Below are 15,637 nucleotides of genomic sequence, written 5' to 3'. Positions count from 1 at the left end.
GACGTTGCGCGGTGCCTCGTATGCCACACGACGTGGCACATCAGCCGGTGCCGCGCGGCGCACGCCCCGTTGTCCGATCGCTCACAGGAAATCAGCCGTGAACAGCGCTGCTGCCTCAACCGAAACCCGCGAGTCCAGGGCGCGTAGCGCCAACCCGCTGGGCAACCTCAGCCCCGTGCGCCGTTTCGTGGCGCCCGCGGTGCCCGGCCCGTTCGCCATCGTCGAGACGGTGCTGTTCATGGCGATCGCGATCGGCCTCGCCTGGGCGTACGACCACGCCGACCCGCTGATGCTGCACGCCGGCTTCGCGTGGCTGTGGCTCGCGCCGCTCGTCGTCGCGCTGCGCTACGGCACCTTGCTGGGGCTGCTCGCGGGTGGCGTGGTGGTGGCGGCCTGGTACGGGCTCTATCCGCGCGGCAGCGCGTGGCCGCTCATGTACTTCACGGGCGGCTTCATCCAGAGCATCGTGGCGGGCCATTTCGGCGACACGTGGGGCAGCCGCGCGGCCCGTTCGCGCGCACTCAACGACTACCTGAACGACCGGCTCGTCGCGATCACGAACAGCCACTATCTGATGCGCCTCTCGCACGAGCGCCTGGAAAAGGACCTGCTTTCGAAGCCCACCACGCTGCGCGATTCCATTACCGAACTGCGCCGGCTGTCGGTGGCCCAGTCGGTGGGGCAGTCGAACGGCGGCGGGCAGCCGGGCGTTGCGCCGGCAGTTCGTGCGGACGCGCTGCCCGGTGCGCAGCCGCTGCTCGAATTCGTCGCACAGGCGTGCCAGATCGAAATCGCCGCGCTGCATCCCGTGCGCGGCGGCCGTATCGCGGAGCAGGCGGCGGCGCGCATCGGCGAGCCGTTCGATCTGGACATGCACGACGAACTCGTCGCGCACGCGGTCGAAACGCTGGGCGTGGCGCATCTGAAGAGCGTGCAGAACGGCACGAACGGAGAGGCGACCATCACGAGCACGCGCTACGTGGTCTGCGCGCCCGTGGTGTCCGCCGACGGCGAACTCATCGCGCTCGTCGTCGTGAAGCGCATGCCGTTCCTCTCGCTCAACTACGACAATCTGCAACTGCTGCTCGTGCTGCTCGGCTACTACGCGGACGGCGTGGAGCACACGAGCCTCGTGCAGGGCGTGCTGGATGCCGTGCCGGGCTGCCCCTACGACTTCGCGCTCGACCTCGCGCGGCTTGCGCGCCTCAAGCGTTCGGCGGGCATCGATTCGTCGCTCGTCGCGCTCACGTTCATGCGCGACGAAGCGGGCGAGTCGCTCTTCGAGCACGTCATGCGCCGGCGCCGCGCGCTCGACGTGATGTGGCCGGTGCAGAGCAAAGACCGCTCCGTGCTCATCAACCTGATGCCGGCAACGGACACCACGGGCATCGACGGCTACCTCGCGCGCATCGAGGCGAGCCTGAAGGCCCAGTTCGATACGGACCTCGAAGGCGCACGCATCGGCGTGCATACGCTGCATCTGGAACACGGCGATCCGGGGCCGGCGCTTGGGCGTCTTCTGAAACGGGCGGGCGTCGATGCCGAAGCCCGCTGATCTCGCCATGACGGTATTCGCCGTCGTCGTTGCGCTCGTCGCGCAATTCGTGGCGCTGGCCGCGGTGCTGCGTCCGCCTGCGGGCATCGACCCGCTGCTCGCGTTCGTGCCGCTGCAACTCGCCGCGGGCCTGATCCAGGCCTTCGCGCTGCGCCGCGTATTGCCGGCGCGCTACCGCGAGCCGCGCACGGCGGCCATCGTGCTGCTGTGGGCGCTCTGCACGTTCGTGCCGCTCGCGGGCGGCCTCGTCGTGCTGGCAAGCGCGATCTGGGCCATCTGGCTGCCGGCTTCGCACAAGAGCGAGCGTCTTGCCGAAGTGCCGCGTCCCGAGTTCGTTTCGTATCTCGTCTCGCGCGTCACGCACGGCGGCGGCGCGCGCCTGCAGGCGCGCCTCGTCAATACGCGCGTGGCCTCGGACGACCGGCTCTCCGCGCTCGTCGCGATCCAGGGCATGCCCACGCGCACCACGGGCACGCTGTTGCGCGAGCTGCTGGCCGATCCGCTCGAAGACGTGCGGCTCATCGCCTACGGCACGCTCGACAAGGCCGAGAACGAAATCATGCAGCAGATCTTCGAGGCGTCGAACACGCTGCAAACAGCCACGAGCGGCACGGAACGCCATGCGCTGAACCGTCACCTCGCCGAGCTGTATTTCGAACTCATCTATCAGAATCTCGTGCAGGGCGCCGTGTATCGCCACACGCTCGAACAGGCGGACCGCCATGCCGAAGCGGCGCTTGCGAGCGACGGCCGCGATGCCGCGCTGTGGCTGATCCGCGGACGGCTCGCGCTCGCTAACGGCAAGCCCGATGAAGCGGCGGCCTACATCGAACTCGCGCAGCAACTCGGCTTTCCGCGCGAACGCCTGATTCCGTGGCTGGCCGAGGCCGCCTACCTGCGCGGCGACTACCGGCAGGTGACCGCGCTCGTCGCCTCGCTCGGCCATGCCGCGGCGCTGCCGACGTTGAAACCCGTTGCGAGGTACTGGCTGTCATGAAAGAGTCGCTCAAACGCCGCGCCGACGCCGTGGATGTCTGCCTGCTGCTGGAAGGCACGTTTCCGTTCGTGCGCGGCGGCGTGTCGAGCTGGGTCAACGAGATGCTGCGCGCGTACCCGTCCATTCGCTTCGGCATCGTGTTCATCGGCAGCCGCCCCGAAGACTATGCGGGCGCGGCCTATGCGCTGCCCGACAACGTCGTGCACTTCGAGGCGCATTACCTCTACGAAACGGCGGCAGCCGAGGCGCTCGCCACGAACGCTGTGCCCGGCGACGCGGCGGCCTTCGCGCGTTCCGCGGAATTGCACGCGGCCCTGCGCCACGGCGACGACGCCGGCTCGCTGCTGGTCCACATGATGCCGATGCTGGGCGAGCACGGCGCGCTCAACGAAGCGCAGTTCACCTCGAGCCGGCGCGCGTGGGACTACATCGTCGAGCAGTACAACACGCACTGCACGGACCCGTCGTTCACCGACTACTTCTGGACCGTGCGCATCATGCACAAGCCGCTGTGGCTCCTCGCGCGCGTGGCGGAAAAGCTGGTGCCGGCGCGCGTCTATCACACGGTGTCCACGGGCTATGCCGGTTTTCTGGGCGCGCTCATGCACTACCGCACGGGCCGGCCGCTGCTGGTGTCCGAGCACGGCATCTATACGAAGGAACGCAAGATCGACCTGCTGCAAAGCGAATGGATTCGCGACAACCGCGGCGCGTTCGAGCGCGACATCTCGCAGATCAGCTACTTCCGCGAACTGTGGGTGCGCTTTTTCAGCACGCTCGGCAAGCTTGCCTACGACGCCGCCGACGACATCGTCGCGCTCTACGAGACCAACCGCCAGCGCCAGATTGCGGACGGTGCGCCCGCCGAGCGCACGCAGAACATTCCGAATGGCGTGGACGTGGAAGGCCTCGCGCCGCTCGTCGCGAAGCGCCAGGGGGGCCCGCATCGCGTGGTGGGGCTGATTGGCCGTGTGGTGCCGATCAAGGACATCAAGACCTTCATTCGCGCCATGTTCATCGCGTCGCGCAGCATGCCGGAGATCGAAGGCTGGATCATCGGGCCTGAGGAAGAGGACAAGGCGTACGCGCTCGAATGCCGGGCGCTGGTCGAGAGTCTGGGGCTGGCTTCGACGGTGAAGTTCCTGGGCTTTCAGCGCATCGACGACGTGCTGCCGAAGGTGGACGTGATTGCGCTCAGCTCGATCAGCGAGGCGCTGCCGCTCGTGGTGCTCGAAGGCTTCGCCGCAGGCGTGCCGTCGATCACGACGGACGTGGGCTCGTGCCGCCAGCTGATCGAAGGCATGGACGAGGAAGACCGCGCGCTCGGTGTAGCCGGAGCCGTGGTGCCCATCGCGAACCCCGCCGCATTTGCAACGGCCGTGCTCGATCTCTTCGCCGACGACGCGCGCTGGCAGGCGGCGCAACAAGCGGGGCTCGCGCGCGTGCGCCGTTATTACACGAAGCCGCAGATGATCGACCGTTACCGGGCGCTTTACGAACGCTTGTCCGCGGCACCGGATCGCGGACGCGCGTCCGGTTCGGCGGCCCGCGCCGCAGGCTGCCCCGTACACGGCGGCGCTTCGCACGGGCAGGAGGCACGCTAATGGCCGGCATTGGTTTCGAACTGCGCAAGATCATGAAGCGCGAGACGCTCACGGGCGTCGCGCGTGCGTACGCGTATGCGGGGTTGATCAGCTCGGGCCCGCTGATTCTCTCGATCGTGGGCATTCTCGTGATCGGCGTGATGAGCCTGGCGTTCGTGATTCCGCAATACGCGATCGTGCAGTTTCAGGTGTCCGTCACCTATCTGATCGCGTTCAGCCTGATTCTCACGGGGCCGCTGCAGCTTTCGTTCACGCGCTTCATCTCCGACCGCCTCTTCGAGAAGCGCCGCGACCTCGTTCTCTCGAACTACAACGGCGTCGTGCTGGTGGCCACGCTTGCCGCGGGCGTGATCGGCGTGGCCGTGATGGCGATCGGTTTTCGCGCCGAGCCGCTCGGCTACCGGCTCTTGATGGTGGCGGGCTTCGTGCTGCTCAGCAACATCTGGATCGCGGTGATCTTTCTGTCGAGCGTGAAGCAGTACCGCGAGATTCTGCTGGCGTTCTTCGTGGGCTATGCGTGCACGGTGGGCTTTGCGCTGATGCTGAACCGTCACGGCATTGTCGGGCTGCTGGGCGGTTTCGTGGCGGGGCACCTCGTGCTGCTGGGCGGGCTCTCGGGGCTTATCTATCGCAACTTCGTGAGCCCGCGGCTCATCTCGTTCGAGGTGTTCGAGCGCCGCTACGCGTACCCGCGGCTCGCACTCGTGGGGCTGCTCTTCAACCTTGGCGTGTGGATCGACAAGCTGATGTTCTGGTACGCGCCGGCCACGGGCTCGGTCGTGATCGGGCCGCTGCATGCGTCGGTGATCTACGACATTCCGGTGTTCATCGCCTACGTGTGCGTGATGCCGGGCATGGCGGCGTTTCTCGTGCGCATCGAGGCGGATTTCGTCGAATACTACGACGCGTTCTACGATGCCGTGCGCAGCGGCGCCACGCTGCACCACATCAGCGAGATGCGCGACATGATGGTGACGAGCGTGCGCGCGGGCCTCTACGAGATCATCAAGGTGCAGGCCGTGGTGCTGCTGCTCATCTTCGCGTTCGGCGCGGGGCTGCTGGAAGAGCTGCACATTTCGGTGCTCTACATGCCGCTTCTGATCGTGGACGTGGTGGCCGCGAGCCTTCAGGTGCTGTTCCTCGGGCTCCTGAACGTCTTCTTCTACCTCGACATGCGGCGCACGGTGCTGAGGCTCTGTGCGGCGTTCGTCGTGCTGAACGGTGTGCTTACGGCCATCACGCTCCGGCTTTCGCCGAACACGTATGGCTACGGCTTCGCCTTCGCGCTGATGATTCTCGTGATTGCGGCGGTGCAATTGCTGGACCGCAAGTTCGCGGCGCTCGAATATGAAACGTACATGCTGCGGGCGTGAAGTGGAGGCTGATGGCGAGCCTCGTGGTGAGCGCGGCGTGGCGGATGCAACGATGCGTTGGCTGATGTGCGTCCCGAGGCGCGTCCTGATGCGCGTCTTCGGGCGACGCCTCGTTGGTCACGCGATGGCGTGCGGGGCCGGGCTCGTGGCGAGCGCCGCGGTGGCCGTTGCCCAGCCTGGTCCGGCTGGCGGTGCAGCGGGCGCCACGGCGGCGCAGCCCGAAGCGTCGGTCGGCAGCGCGAGTGCGCCGCTGCCTTCGATCGCGCTCTACTACGGCGTGCAACCGCCCGTGGACCAGCTCGCCGCGTTCGACACGGTGGTGGTGGAGCCGGACAGCGGCTTCGATCCGGCGGCACAGCGCACGCCGTGCACGCAATGGTTCGCGTACGTGAGCGTGGGCGAGGTGACGAAGGAGCGCAGCTACTACACGGCCGTGCCGAAGCACTGGTTGCTGGCGAGCAATACCGTGTGGGAATCGACGGTGGTGGACCAGAGCGCGCCGGGCTGGCCCGCGTTCTATCTGAAGCACGTGATCGCGCCGCTCTGGGCGCGCGGGTATCGCGGCTTCTTTCTCGACACGCTGGATTCGTATCAGCTTGCCGCGAAGACCGACGCGGCGCGCGCGCGGCAGCAGGCGGGGCTCGTGGCCGTAGTGCGCGCCATCAAGGCCCGCTATCCCGATGCGCGGCTCGTTTTCAATCGCGGCTTCGAGATCCTGCCGCAGGTGCACGGCCTCGTGTATGCCGTGGCGTTCGAGTCGCTTTTCAGCGGCTGGGATCAGGCGAAGAAGCGCTATGTCGCGGTGCCGGCCGACGACCGCGCATGGCTGCTCGGGCAGGCCCGCACGATTCGCGAGCGGTACGGCCTGCCGGTGATATCGATCGATTACTGCGATCCGCAGGACCGTCAATGCGCGCGCGACACAGTGGCGAAGATTCGCGACGCGGGGCTTGTGCCGTACGTGACGGATGGCGGGCTTACGACGGTGGGCGTCGGTGTGCCGGGGCACTGCGCTGTAGGCGCTGCGTCGGAGACGCCTTCGGCCACGCCCGCGAGCGCGCCATTGCCCTGAATCTGCTTTAACGCAGTGGTGTGCAATTGCCTGGCGAAGGCGACTGCGTGACGGACGTAACTGCGTGACGTACGTAACCGCGTTAGGCACGTAACTGCGTTAGGCACGCAACTGCGTAACTGCATTAAGCACGCTTAGGTGTGCAACTTCAGGTACGCAACTTTAAGCACGCAATTTTTACACACGCAATTGCGCCACAGCCAGCACCAACACCATGCTGCCGATCGCGCCATCCAGCACGCGCCACGCCGCGGCCCGCCGGAACAGCGGCGCCAGCGCCCGCGCGCCGTACCCCAGTCCCACGAACCACACCGCGCTCACGGCCATCGCGCCGAGCGCGAAGGCGAGCCGCGCGCCTTCCGGCTCGCGTGCGCCCGCCGTGCCGATCAGCAGAAACGTGTCGAGATAGACGTGTGGGTTGAGCCACGTGAAGGCCAGCGTCATCAGCACGATGGGTAGCGCGGCCTGCGCCACGGGGGCCCCCGCGCTTGTCGCGGCAGGCGCCGCGGCGCCGCGCGCCTCGACGTCGAGCACGGCATGGCCCGGCTGCACCGCGCGGCGCAGCGCGCTCAACCCGAACCACGCGAGATATGCGAGCCCCACATAGAGCAGCGCGTGCACGAAGGTGGGATAGCGCGCGACCAGCACCGAGGCACCGCCCACGCCCGCGCCGATCAGCACGAAGTCCGACAGCGTGCAGAGCGCCACGATTTTGCCCACGTGCGAACGCATGATGCCCTGCCTCAGCACGAACGCGTTCTGCGCTCCGATGGTGACGATCAGCGATGCGCACAGCGCGGCGCCGTGCGAAAAAGCGCTCCAGTTCATAGCGGGTCCGGTGAGTAGACGAACAACATGAGATGGCGCTAGTCTGCGCAATCGGCTGTCGTAAGAGAAGCTAATTTACTTAAACCCGATTAAGGAACGCTAATGCTCGACTACGCCCTGCTCGACGCGCTGGCGGCCGTGGTGCGCCACGGTTCGTTCGACCGTGCCGCCAGCGCGCTCAACGTCACGCCGTCGGCGGTGTCGCAGCGCGTCAAGCTGCTGGAGGAACGCATGGGCAGCGTGCTCGTGAAGCGCGGGCAGCCGTGCGTGGCGACCGCGTCGGGCGCGTTGCTGTGCCGGCATACCGAACGCGTGCGGCTGCTCGAAGCGGAACTCACGGGGCACGTGCCCGCGCTTTCGGCTGCGCTCGGGGAGGCCTGGCCCACGCTGCGCGTGGCCGTGAATGACGACAGCGTGGGCACGTGGTTCATCGACGCCGTGGCGGCGTTCTGTGTGGAGCGCGAGATGCTGCTCGACCTTGTGATCGACGATCAGGACCACACGGCACAGCGCATCCGCGACGGCAGCGTGCAGGGCGCGGTGACTACCCAGGCCGAGCCGGTGCAGGGCTGCCGTTCCACGCGGCTTGGCCGCATGCGCTACCTCGCCGTGTGTTCGCCGGCCTTCATGGCGCGCTACTTCGCCGAGGGCGTGACGCGCGATTCGCTGCGCCGCGCGCCGTGCATCGAGTTCAACCCGAAAGACCAGCTGCAAAAGCGCTTCGTGCGACGCATCACGCGCGCCGAGGTGGACCCGCCGCTGCACTGGATTCCGCACGTCGCGGGCTTTCTGCGCAGTTGCCTGAACGGCATGGGATGGGGAATGTGCCCGGAGCGCATGGTGGCGGAGCACCTCGCGCGCGGCGAACTCGTCGAGATGGCAGCGGGCCGCCATCTCGACGTCGATCTCTACTGGCAGAGCTGGCGGCTTTCCATCGGCTGGCTCGACGACTTCGGCACCATGCTCAAGCGCCGCGCGTCGCAGTTTCTGGATTGATGAGGAGGCCTGGGCCTCGGGTTACGCCGGGGCTTCGTGCGTGCCCGCACGGCTCAGCCGGGTTCGGCTCAGCGCGCCTTGCCCGGCGAGGCCTCGCTGGCGTCCACGGCCGGCACGCCCGCGCCTTCTTCGGCGAGCACCGCGTCGCGCGTTTCGGGCATGGCGGCCCACACGAGCAGCACGGCAAGCGCACCTGCGCCGGCAAGCCCGAAGAAGCTGATCGCGTTACCGAAGTGATCGGCGATGAAACCGGCCACCGCGGTGCTGAGCGTGGCCCCGATGCCGGCCGAGAGTCCGAAGAGCCCGATGCAGAGGTTGTAGCGCCCTTTGCCGCCTGCCACGTCCGCAGCGATGAGCGGCATCAGCACACCGAACACGGCGGCGCTGATGCCGTCGAACATCTGGATCGGCACGAGCAGATACGGGCTTGCCACGCCGGCGAACAGCAGCGCGCGCACGGGCAGCGCGGCGAAGCCCAGCAGCAGGATGGGCCGGCGCCCCCAGCGTTCCGCGGACCGTCCCACCCACGGCGACATGAGCGCGACGATGGCCTGCGGCACGATGATGCACGCGGCGATCACGAGCTGCACGTTGTCGCCCATGCTCGCCGTGACTTCGCCCGCGGCGAGGTTGAGCATGGCCGCATTCGAGAGATGGAACAGCACGACGCACGCCGCGAAGATCAGCATGCGGCGGTCGCGCAGCAGATCGAGCAGCGACTCGCGTTCCTCGGCGGGCGGCTTCGGCACGTCTTTCGGGCCGCGGTGCAGCAGGCGCGAGGGCGGCCCCGTGTGCTCGATCATCGCGAGCGCGACGAGCGCGGGCAGCGCGAGCGCGGCCGTGAGCCAGAACACCGCGCGCGCCGAAAAGTACTGCCCTGTGAGACCCATCAGCCCCGCGGCCACCGCGCTGCCGATCGACGCCCAGCGCGCGTTGCGGCCCAGCCGGTCGCCCAGATCGTGGCGTCCGACGAGCGTGAGCGAAATCGCGGCCATGGCGGGCACGAGCATGCAGCTCGCGAAGCCGTGAAAGACTTCGGCCGCCATGACGGGAACCACCGTGGGGCTCGATGCGAGCAGCACCGCGCAGAGAATGATGGCGCCGATCGCCCACGCGGCAGCGGCCTTCTTGTTGCGCAGCGCGTCCACTGCGGCGCCGCCCGGCACCTGGCTCACCATCGCGCTGATCGTGCCCACCGAAAGCGCGAGCCCGATCTCGCCCTGGGTCCATTTGTGCGAGGCGAGATACGACGCAATGAACGGACCGAAGCCCGTCTGCACGTTGGCGACGAAGAAGTTGACCCAGTCGAGAGCGCGGAGACTGCGTGCGTTGACCATGGCGCCGCCCGTCATTTCGGATTGCGCGCCACGGCGGCGCCTTTGTCGCCCTCGCCTGGGGAGGCAGGCGGGGCGGGCGCAGCGGGTGGCGGCGACGCGGTGGTCACGGCGGGCACGGCCGGCACGGCCGGTGAAACGGCCTGGATCGGCCGGTTCGCGGCATAGGGCGGCGACGCGTTGATCTGCGCCTCGGACAGATCGATGAGCGGATGCAACTCCTTGTCTTTCGTGACGAAGCGCAGCGCCGACCAGTTCGCCGCAATGGTGCGCCGCTGCTGGATCAGGCCGCTCACGTCGAGCACGACGGCCTGCGGCTGCGCGGCGCCGTCGATCAGCACGTCCACCACGCGGCCCACCTTCGCGCCGTTCGGGCGCTCCACGGTGGCGTCGAGCATCGGCAGTTGTACGGGCGTGACCGGCAGTTGGCCCCCTTGCGGCGCCGTGGGCGTGGGCGCAGGGCGCGGACGGTCCGGCACGGGCAACTGGCCGGGCGACGGATTGAGCGTGATGGGCGCCGTTTTGGCGGCCGGGTTCACGCGGATCGCGCTCCACGGGAAGCTCGCCTTGCGGTCGCCAATACCCATGAAGCCTTGCAGATTCACGACGATCTGCACGGGTTTGCCGTTCGCGTCGGCGACCATGTCCACAGCGCGGCCCACCACCTTGCCGTCGGGCTTCTGCACTTCGGCGTCGAGCAGCGTGCGCGTGGTGGCGCGATCGATCATGCGCGTCGTGATGAGCGGCGCCGGTGCGGGCGGGGGAGGCGCCGGCGCGGGCGGCGGCGGAGCCGGCTCGGGCTTGCGCGGCTTGAAGATGGTGTGGTGCGGCTTCTTCGGCGCGGGCGGCCTGGTTTCTTCGGGCGCGCTCGCTTCCTCCATGGGCTCGGCGACCACGGGTTCGCTCGCGGGCTCTTCGGGTTCCAGCACTTCGGACTTGTCGATCACGGGCGCGGGCGGCCCCAGCCGCACCATGCTGCAACCGGACAGCAGCGCGAACGCGGCGACCACGAAAGCCAACCAGACTGCGTTGAGAAGCGAACCACCGTGAACATCACCCGAAACACAACCAGGAACGCTGCCGGGACGTGTGAGACCGCGTCTCATCAACTGACACTCCTTGAGCCGGGCCCGTCGCGCGAGGTGCGCGCCGTGGCCGGTGCAATTGAAACGTAACGTGCGGGAGAGTTTAACCCGCGTAGGTGTAAACACGCGGAGCCGCCGCGCGTGCCGCCGTGCGGGCGGCGATATAAGCATCGCGGCATGGCCGGCATGCGGACCCTGCGATGGGAGCCCCTATTGTGTTCGCCTACGCTCCGTAACAACGCAAAAACAACACGAAAACGGCACCGGACGCGTTTTGTCCGACGTGGCGGGCGGGAGCGGACATCGCAGGGCAGGGCGATTGTAGACGAAGAATGGCCCGCCGCAGCCTGCGGTTGAAAACACTAAACGAAACGGGACACCCCTGACGACGGTGCGCCGCGGCGCACCGTTTCAGCATGCTCATCAAGGAGGCACGCATCATGATGGAACCTCAGTCCCAGTCGATTGCAGACGCCGGCGCAGAGCGCCTTGACGGCGGCGCAGAGCACGCAGGGCATGTCGGCGGCGGGATCGTCGAGCGCTACTTCGGCATCGCGGCGCGCGGCAGCACCGTGCGGCAGGAAGTCGTGGCGGGCGTCACGACGTTCTTGTCGATGGTGTACTCGGTGTTCGTCGTGCCCGGCATGCTGGGCAAGGCCGGCTTCGATACGAGCGCGGTGTTCGTCGCCGTGTGTCTTACCACGGCGTTCGGCTCGCTCCTGATGGGTCTGTGGGCGAGGCTGCCCATTGCGATTGGCTGCGCGATCTCGCTCACGGCGTTCACCGCGTTCGGACTCGTGCTGGGCAAGGGGCTGCATCCCGGCGTGGCGCTGGGCGCCGTGTTTCTGATGGGCATCGTCTTCACCGCGATTTCAGTAACAGGCGTGCGCTCGTGGATCCTGCGCAATCTGCCGCACGGTATTGCGCATGGCACGGGCATCGGCATCGGGCTGTTCCTGCTGCTCATTGCGGCTAATGACGTGGGTCTCGTCGTCAAGAACCCGGGCCCGGGGCTGCCCGTTTCGCTGGGGCACGTCACCGCGTTGCCGGTACTGATGTCGGTGGCGGGGCTCGCGGCCATCTTCGGCCTCGTGCGGCGGCGCGTGCCGGGCTCGATCCTGCTCGTGATCGTCGCCATCTCGGCGCTGGCGCTCGTGCTCGATCCGGGCGTCGCGTTTCACGGCGTCTTCGCGTGGCCTTCGCTCGCGGCGCCCGGGCATGCGTCGCTGATCGGCGCGATGGACATCAAGGGTGCGCTCTCGCTCGCCGTGCTGCCGAGCGTGCTCGCGCTCGTCATGACCGCCGTGTTCGATGCGACGGGCACCATCCGCGCGGTGGCGGGCCAGGCCGGCCAGCTCGATGCGAACGGACGCATCGTCAACGGCGGACGCGCGCTGACCGCGGATTCGCTGTCGTCCATCTTTTCGGGCTTCATGGGCGGCGCGCCCGCAGCGGCCTACATCGAATCGACGGTGGGGGTGGCCGCGGGCGCGAAGACCGGGCTCACGGCGGCCGTGGTGGGCTTGCTGTTTCTAGTGGTGATGTTCTTCGCGCCGCTCGCGGGCCTCGTGCCTTCGTACGCGACGGCGCCTGCGCTCATGTACGTGGGGCTCATGATGCTCGCGAACGTGAGCCGGCTCGACATGGCCGACACCATCGACGCCATGTCCGGACTCGTGTGCGCCGTGTTCATCGTGCTCACGGCCAACATCGTCACGGGGATCATGCTGGGCTTCTGCACGCTCGTGATTGGCCGCGTGGTGAGCGGCGAGTATCGCAAGCTCAATGTGGGGACGGTCGTGATTGCCGTGGCGCTCGCGGCGTTCTATCTGGGCGGCTGGGCCATCTAGCTCCGGTTCGATCTCTCTTTCCCACGTCGCGACCGCGCGGCTATCGCCCTGACGCTCAAACCAGAAGCAAAACTAAAGCGAAAGGGCGAACGCCGGCTTCAGCAGTTCCTCGATGGCCATCACGATCAGCCCCATGGCGCCCGCGGCCAGCGTCAGCGTGCCGTACTCGTCGTGGTACGAGTCATAGACGCACGCCACCACGAACAGAATCGCGAGCAGGTTGGTCAGCCATTCGAAATTCAACTCGAGCGTCATCTCAGCATCCGGGCAACGGAAGCGCCGCTTCGTTTTCGATCAAGCGGACAAGGCCGTAGGTCGCCCGGATTCTAGTCTGTCCACATTACGGAACGGCAACACCGGCAGCCCGCGCGGCGCGGTCTTTCATTGGGGCCGAATTTTGTCGGCTTGCGGCCTGGTCGGCCGATGTGTATATACAAGTGATGGGGCAGCGCGAAGTGCTTTTGAGACCACCGCCCGAGCCGCCACTAAACGCCCGACGCGACCCTCCGCGCACCTCCAGAAAAATCGTGCCGTAACCGTGGGAGAAGGGCGCGAGTGTCACGGCGACGCCTTCATCTCATGGAAATCCCCAGGCCGGGATTTTTGAAAAACCGGTTGTATAGACAAGCTCGGCCCGCTAGACTTTCGCCAACTTGTATAGACAGGACGCGATGACGATGATTCTCACCCCCGGCCACCTCACCTTGCCCCAACTGCGCCAGATCGCGCGCGAAGCGGTTACGTTGCAGCTCGACCCCGCGAGCTTCGCCGCCATCGACGCCGGCGCGCGCGCCGTTGCCGAGATCGCCGCGAAGGGCGAACCCGCCTACGGCATCAACACGGGCTTCGGCCGGCTCGCGAGCACGCACATTCCGCACGACCAGCTCGAACTGCTGCAACGCAATCTGGTGCTCTCGCATGCGGTGGGCGTGGGCGAGCCGATGTCGCGGCCGGTGGTGCGTCTGCTCATGGCGCTCAAGCTATCGAGTCTCGGCCGTGGTCACTCCGGCATTCGCCGTGAGGTCATGGACGCGCTCATCACGCTCTTCAACGCCGACGTGCTGCCGGTTATTCCGGTGAAGGGATCGGTGGGCGCCTCAGGCGACCTCGCGCCGCTCGCGCACATGTCGGGCGTGCTGCTCGGCATCGGCGAAGTGTTCATTCGCGGCGAGCGGGCCAGCGCTCAGGACGGCTTGCGCGTAGCGGGCCTCAAGCCGCTCACGCTGCAGGCGAAGGAGGGCCTCGCGCTGCTCAACGGCACGCAGGCTTCCACGGCGCTTGCGCTCTACAACCTCTTCGCTATCGAAGACCTGTATCGCACGGCGCTTGTTTCGGGTGCGCTCGCGGTGGATGCCGCAGCCGGCTCGGTGAAACCGTTCGATGCGCGCATTCACGCGCTGCGCGGCCATGAAGGACAGACCGAAGCGGCGGCCGCGTATCGTGCGCTGCTGGAAGGCTCGGCCATCAATCTCTCGCATCGCGATTGCGGCAAGGTGCAGGACCCGTATTCGCTGCGCTGCCAGCCGCAGGTGATGGGCGCGTGCCTCGACCAGATGCGCCACGCGGCGCGGGTACTGCTCGTGGAAGCCAACGCGGTATCGGACAACCCGCTCATCTTCCCGGACACGGGCGAGGTGCTCTCGGGCGGCAACTTCCACGCGGAACCGGTGGCCTTCGCCGCGGACAACCTCGCGCTTGCCGCCGCGGAAATCGGCTCGCTCGCCGAACGCCGCATCGCGCTCCTGATCGACGCCACGCTCTCGGGCCTGCCGCCTTTCCTCGTGAAGGACGGCGGCGTGAACTCGGGCTTCATGATCGCGCACGTCACGGCCGCGGCGCTCGCGTCGGAAAACAAGACGCTCGCGCATCCCGCCTCGGTGGATTCGCTGCCCACGTCGGCGAATCAGGAAGACCATGTTTCGATGGCGACGTTCGCCGCGCGCAAGCTCGCCGACATCGCAGACAACACCGCGAACATTCTCTCCATCGAACTGCTCGCCGCGGCCCAGGGCGTGGACCTGCGCGCGCCGCACGCAACGAGCCCCGCGCTGCAGCGCGTGATGCACGCGGTACGCAGCGAGGTGGCGCACTACGAACTGGACCACTACTTTGCGCCCGACATCGCCGCCATCACGCGCCTCGTGCAGAACGGCGCGATTGCCTCGCATTGCCCGTTCGCATTCGAGTCGGAACAGATGCAAGCGACGCAAGAGGCGCAATAACAGCATGAACGCACCGGCCTACCAGGGCATCAAGGACTTCATCCTTGCGCGCATTCATGCGGGCGAATGGGCGGAGGGCCACCAGGTGCCGTCGGAAAACGAGCTTGCGCGCGAGTTCAAGGTGGCGCGCATGACTGTGAACCGCGCGCTGCGCGAACTCACGGCCGAACAGGTGCTCACGCGTGTGCAGGGCGCGGGCACCTTCGTTGCGCGGCCCAAGTACGAGTCGACGCTCGTGGCCATTCGCAGCATCTCCGACGAAATCGCCGCGCGTGGCCATCGCTATCACGCGGACGTGCTGCTGCTGGGCGCGGCCATTGCCGACGAAACGCTCGCGCCTGAGATGGAGATGAAGCCCGGCAGCCCGGTGTTCCACTCGCGCGTGCTGCACTTCGAAAACGACGAGCCGGTGCAACTGGAAGAACGCTGGGTGAACCCCGCGGTGGCGCCCGACTATGCCTTGCAGGACTTCACGAACACCACGCCGAACCAGTACCTCGTGCGCGTGGCGCCGCTGCAGCGTGTGGAATACCGCATCGAGGCGCTCGCCGCCGACGCCGCCACGCGCGCGCTGCTGACCATGGAGGAAGGCGAGCCGTGTCTCGTGCTGCACCGTCGCACGTGGTCGAAGGGGCAGGTGGCGTCGGTGGCCAACCTTTGGCATCCGGGCAGCCGCTACCGCTTTACCGGTCACTTTTGAGCGGTGCTTGAGCGACACAAA

Annotated in this window: 12 protein-coding genes and 1 pseudogene; 9 read left to right on the top strand and 4 right to left on the bottom strand. The window is 67.3% G+C overall.

Annotated elements, in window-relative coordinates:
- The first annotated feature begins 97 nt into the window (after positions 1-97).
- The 5 genes and pseudogenes from PXJ20_RS10210 to PXJ20_RS10190 all read left to right on the top strand — a co-directional run.
- Positions 98-1,555 carry a PelD GGDEF domain-containing protein gene (locus tag PXJ20_RS10210; protein WP_126876179.1) on the top strand — a complete coding sequence of 486 codons (1,458 nt, stop codon included), beginning with the start codon at positions 98-100 and terminating at the stop codon, positions 1,553-1,555.
- The gene (locus tag PXJ20_RS10205; RefSeq protein ID WP_017776423.1) at positions 1,539-2,552 is read left to right on the top strand and encodes a tetratricopeptide repeat protein; all 1,014 of its coding nucleotides are present in this window, start codon (positions 1,539-1,541) and stop codon (positions 2,550-2,552) included. Before PXJ20_RS10210 ends, PXJ20_RS10205 begins: the two co-directional genes overlap by 17 nt.
- Positions 2,549-4,156, top strand: coding sequence for a GT4 family glycosyltransferase PelF (pelF, locus tag PXJ20_RS10200; protein ID WP_421029507.1), 1,608 nt, complete (start codon positions 2,549-2,551; stop codon positions 4,154-4,156). The genes PXJ20_RS10205 and pelF overlap by 4 nt, the downstream gene beginning before the upstream one ends.
- Positions 4,156-5,529, top strand: a complete 1,374-nt coding sequence (pelG, locus tag PXJ20_RS10195; RefSeq protein ID WP_126876181.1) for an exopolysaccharide Pel transporter PelG — start codon at positions 4,156-4,158, stop codon at positions 5,527-5,529. Before pelF ends, pelG begins: the two co-directional genes overlap by 1 nt.
- A 124-nt stretch (positions 5,530-5,653) precedes the next feature.
- Positions 5,654-6,526 (top strand): annotated as a pseudogene (locus PXJ20_RS10190) (endo alpha-1,4 polygalactosaminidase); the annotation flags it as partial.
- A gap of 252 nt (positions 6,527-6,778) precedes the next feature.
- Here the strand turns inward: PXJ20_RS10190 and PXJ20_RS10185 are convergent.
- Complete coding sequence (locus tag PXJ20_RS10185) at positions 6,779-7,429, bottom strand: LysE/ArgO family amino acid transporter (RefSeq protein WP_421029506.1); 651 nt, start codon at positions 7,427-7,429, stop codon at positions 6,779-6,781.
- Between the two features lie 102 nt (positions 7,430-7,531).
- Between PXJ20_RS10185 and PXJ20_RS10180 the strand changes: the two genes are divergently transcribed.
- The gene (locus tag PXJ20_RS10180; RefSeq protein ID WP_017776428.1) at positions 7,532-8,425 is read left to right on the top strand and encodes a LysR family transcriptional regulator ArgP; all 894 of its coding nucleotides are present in this window, start codon (positions 7,532-7,534) and stop codon (positions 8,423-8,425) included.
- Positions 8,426-8,493: 68 nt separating this feature from the next.
- Here PXJ20_RS10180 and PXJ20_RS10175 read toward each other — a convergent pair whose 3' ends face one another.
- Positions 8,494-9,777, bottom strand: a complete 1,284-nt coding sequence (locus tag PXJ20_RS10175) for an MFS transporter (protein WP_017776429.1) — start codon at positions 9,775-9,777, stop codon at positions 8,494-8,496.
- Positions 9,774-10,778 carry a PRC-barrel domain containing protein gene (locus PXJ20_RS10170; RefSeq protein ID WP_421029505.1) on the bottom strand — a complete coding sequence of 335 codons (1,005 nt, stop codon included), beginning with the start codon at positions 10,776-10,778 and terminating at the stop codon, positions 9,774-9,776. The genes PXJ20_RS10175 and PXJ20_RS10170 overlap by 4 nt, the downstream gene beginning before the upstream one ends.
- A 506-nt stretch (positions 10,779-11,284) precedes the next feature.
- On the opposite strand from PXJ20_RS10170, the gene PXJ20_RS10165 reads away from it, so the two are divergent.
- Positions 11,285-12,694, top strand: a complete 1,410-nt coding sequence (locus tag PXJ20_RS10165; protein ID WP_421029504.1) for an NCS2 family permease — start codon at positions 11,285-11,287, stop codon at positions 12,692-12,694.
- Between the two features lie 72 nt (positions 12,695-12,766).
- Here the strand turns inward: PXJ20_RS10165 and PXJ20_RS10160 are convergent, their stop codons facing one another.
- Positions 12,767-12,949, bottom strand: coding sequence for a hypothetical protein (locus PXJ20_RS10160; RefSeq protein ID WP_017776432.1), 183 nt, complete (start codon positions 12,947-12,949; stop codon positions 12,767-12,769).
- 422 nt (positions 12,950-13,371) lie between these two features.
- Here PXJ20_RS10160 and hutH point away from each other — a divergent pair, with 422 nt between their 5' ends.
- Both hutH and hutC read left to right on the top strand, forming a co-directional pair.
- Positions 13,372-14,916, top strand: a complete 1,545-nt coding sequence (gene hutH, locus PXJ20_RS10155; RefSeq protein ID WP_421029503.1) for a histidine ammonia-lyase — start codon at positions 13,372-13,374, stop codon at positions 14,914-14,916.
- 4 nt (positions 14,917-14,920) lie between these two features.
- Positions 14,921-15,616: a histidine utilization repressor gene (gene hutC, locus PXJ20_RS10150; protein WP_421029502.1), complete on the top strand. Its 696-nt coding sequence runs from the start codon at positions 14,921-14,923 to the stop codon at positions 15,614-15,616.
- The last annotated feature ends 21 nt before the right edge of the window (positions 15,617-15,637 follow it).

It is taken from the genome of Paraburkholderia sp. A1RI_3L, from assembly GCF_048957895.1.
Lineage (GTDB): Bacteria > Pseudomonadota > Gammaproteobacteria > Burkholderiales > Burkholderiaceae > Paraburkholderia > Paraburkholderia kururiensis.
This window is presented reverse-complemented; position numbering and strand designations above follow the sequence as displayed.

Excerpts from the sequence above, each read along its gene's own strand:
- PXJ20_RS10205 (WP_017776423.1), top strand. The coding sequence starts at position 1,539 with ATGCCGAAGCCCGCTGATCTCGCCATGACGGTATTCGCCGTCGTCGTT.
- pelF (WP_421029507.1), top strand. The coding sequence starts at position 2,549 with ATGAAAGAGTCGCTCAAACGCCGCGCCGACGCCGTGGATGTCTGCCTG.
- pelG (WP_126876181.1), top strand. The coding sequence starts at position 4,156 with ATGGCCGGCATTGGTTTCGAACTGCGCAAGATCATGAAGCGCGAGACG.
- PXJ20_RS10185 (WP_421029506.1), bottom strand. The coding sequence starts at position 7,429 with ATGAACTGGAGCGCTTTTTCGCACGGCGCCGCGCTGTGCGCATCGCTG.
- PXJ20_RS10180 (WP_017776428.1), top strand. The coding sequence starts at position 7,532 with ATGCTCGACTACGCCCTGCTCGACGCGCTGGCGGCCGTGGTGCGCCAC.
- PXJ20_RS10175 (WP_017776429.1), bottom strand. The coding sequence starts at position 9,777 with ATGACGGGCGGCGCCATGGTCAACGCACGCAGTCTCCGCGCTCTCGAC.
- PXJ20_RS10165 (WP_421029504.1), top strand. The coding sequence starts at position 11,285 with ATGATGGAACCTCAGTCCCAGTCGATTGCAGACGCCGGCGCAGAGCGC.
- PXJ20_RS10160 (WP_017776432.1), bottom strand. The coding sequence starts at position 12,949 with ATGACGCTCGAGTTGAATTTCGAATGGCTGACCAACCTGCTCGCGATT.
- hutH (WP_421029503.1), top strand. The coding sequence starts at position 13,372 with ATGATTCTCACCCCCGGCCACCTCACCTTGCCCCAACTGCGCCAGATC.
- hutC (WP_421029502.1), top strand. The coding sequence starts at position 14,921 with ATGAACGCACCGGCCTACCAGGGCATCAAGGACTTCATCCTTGCGCGC.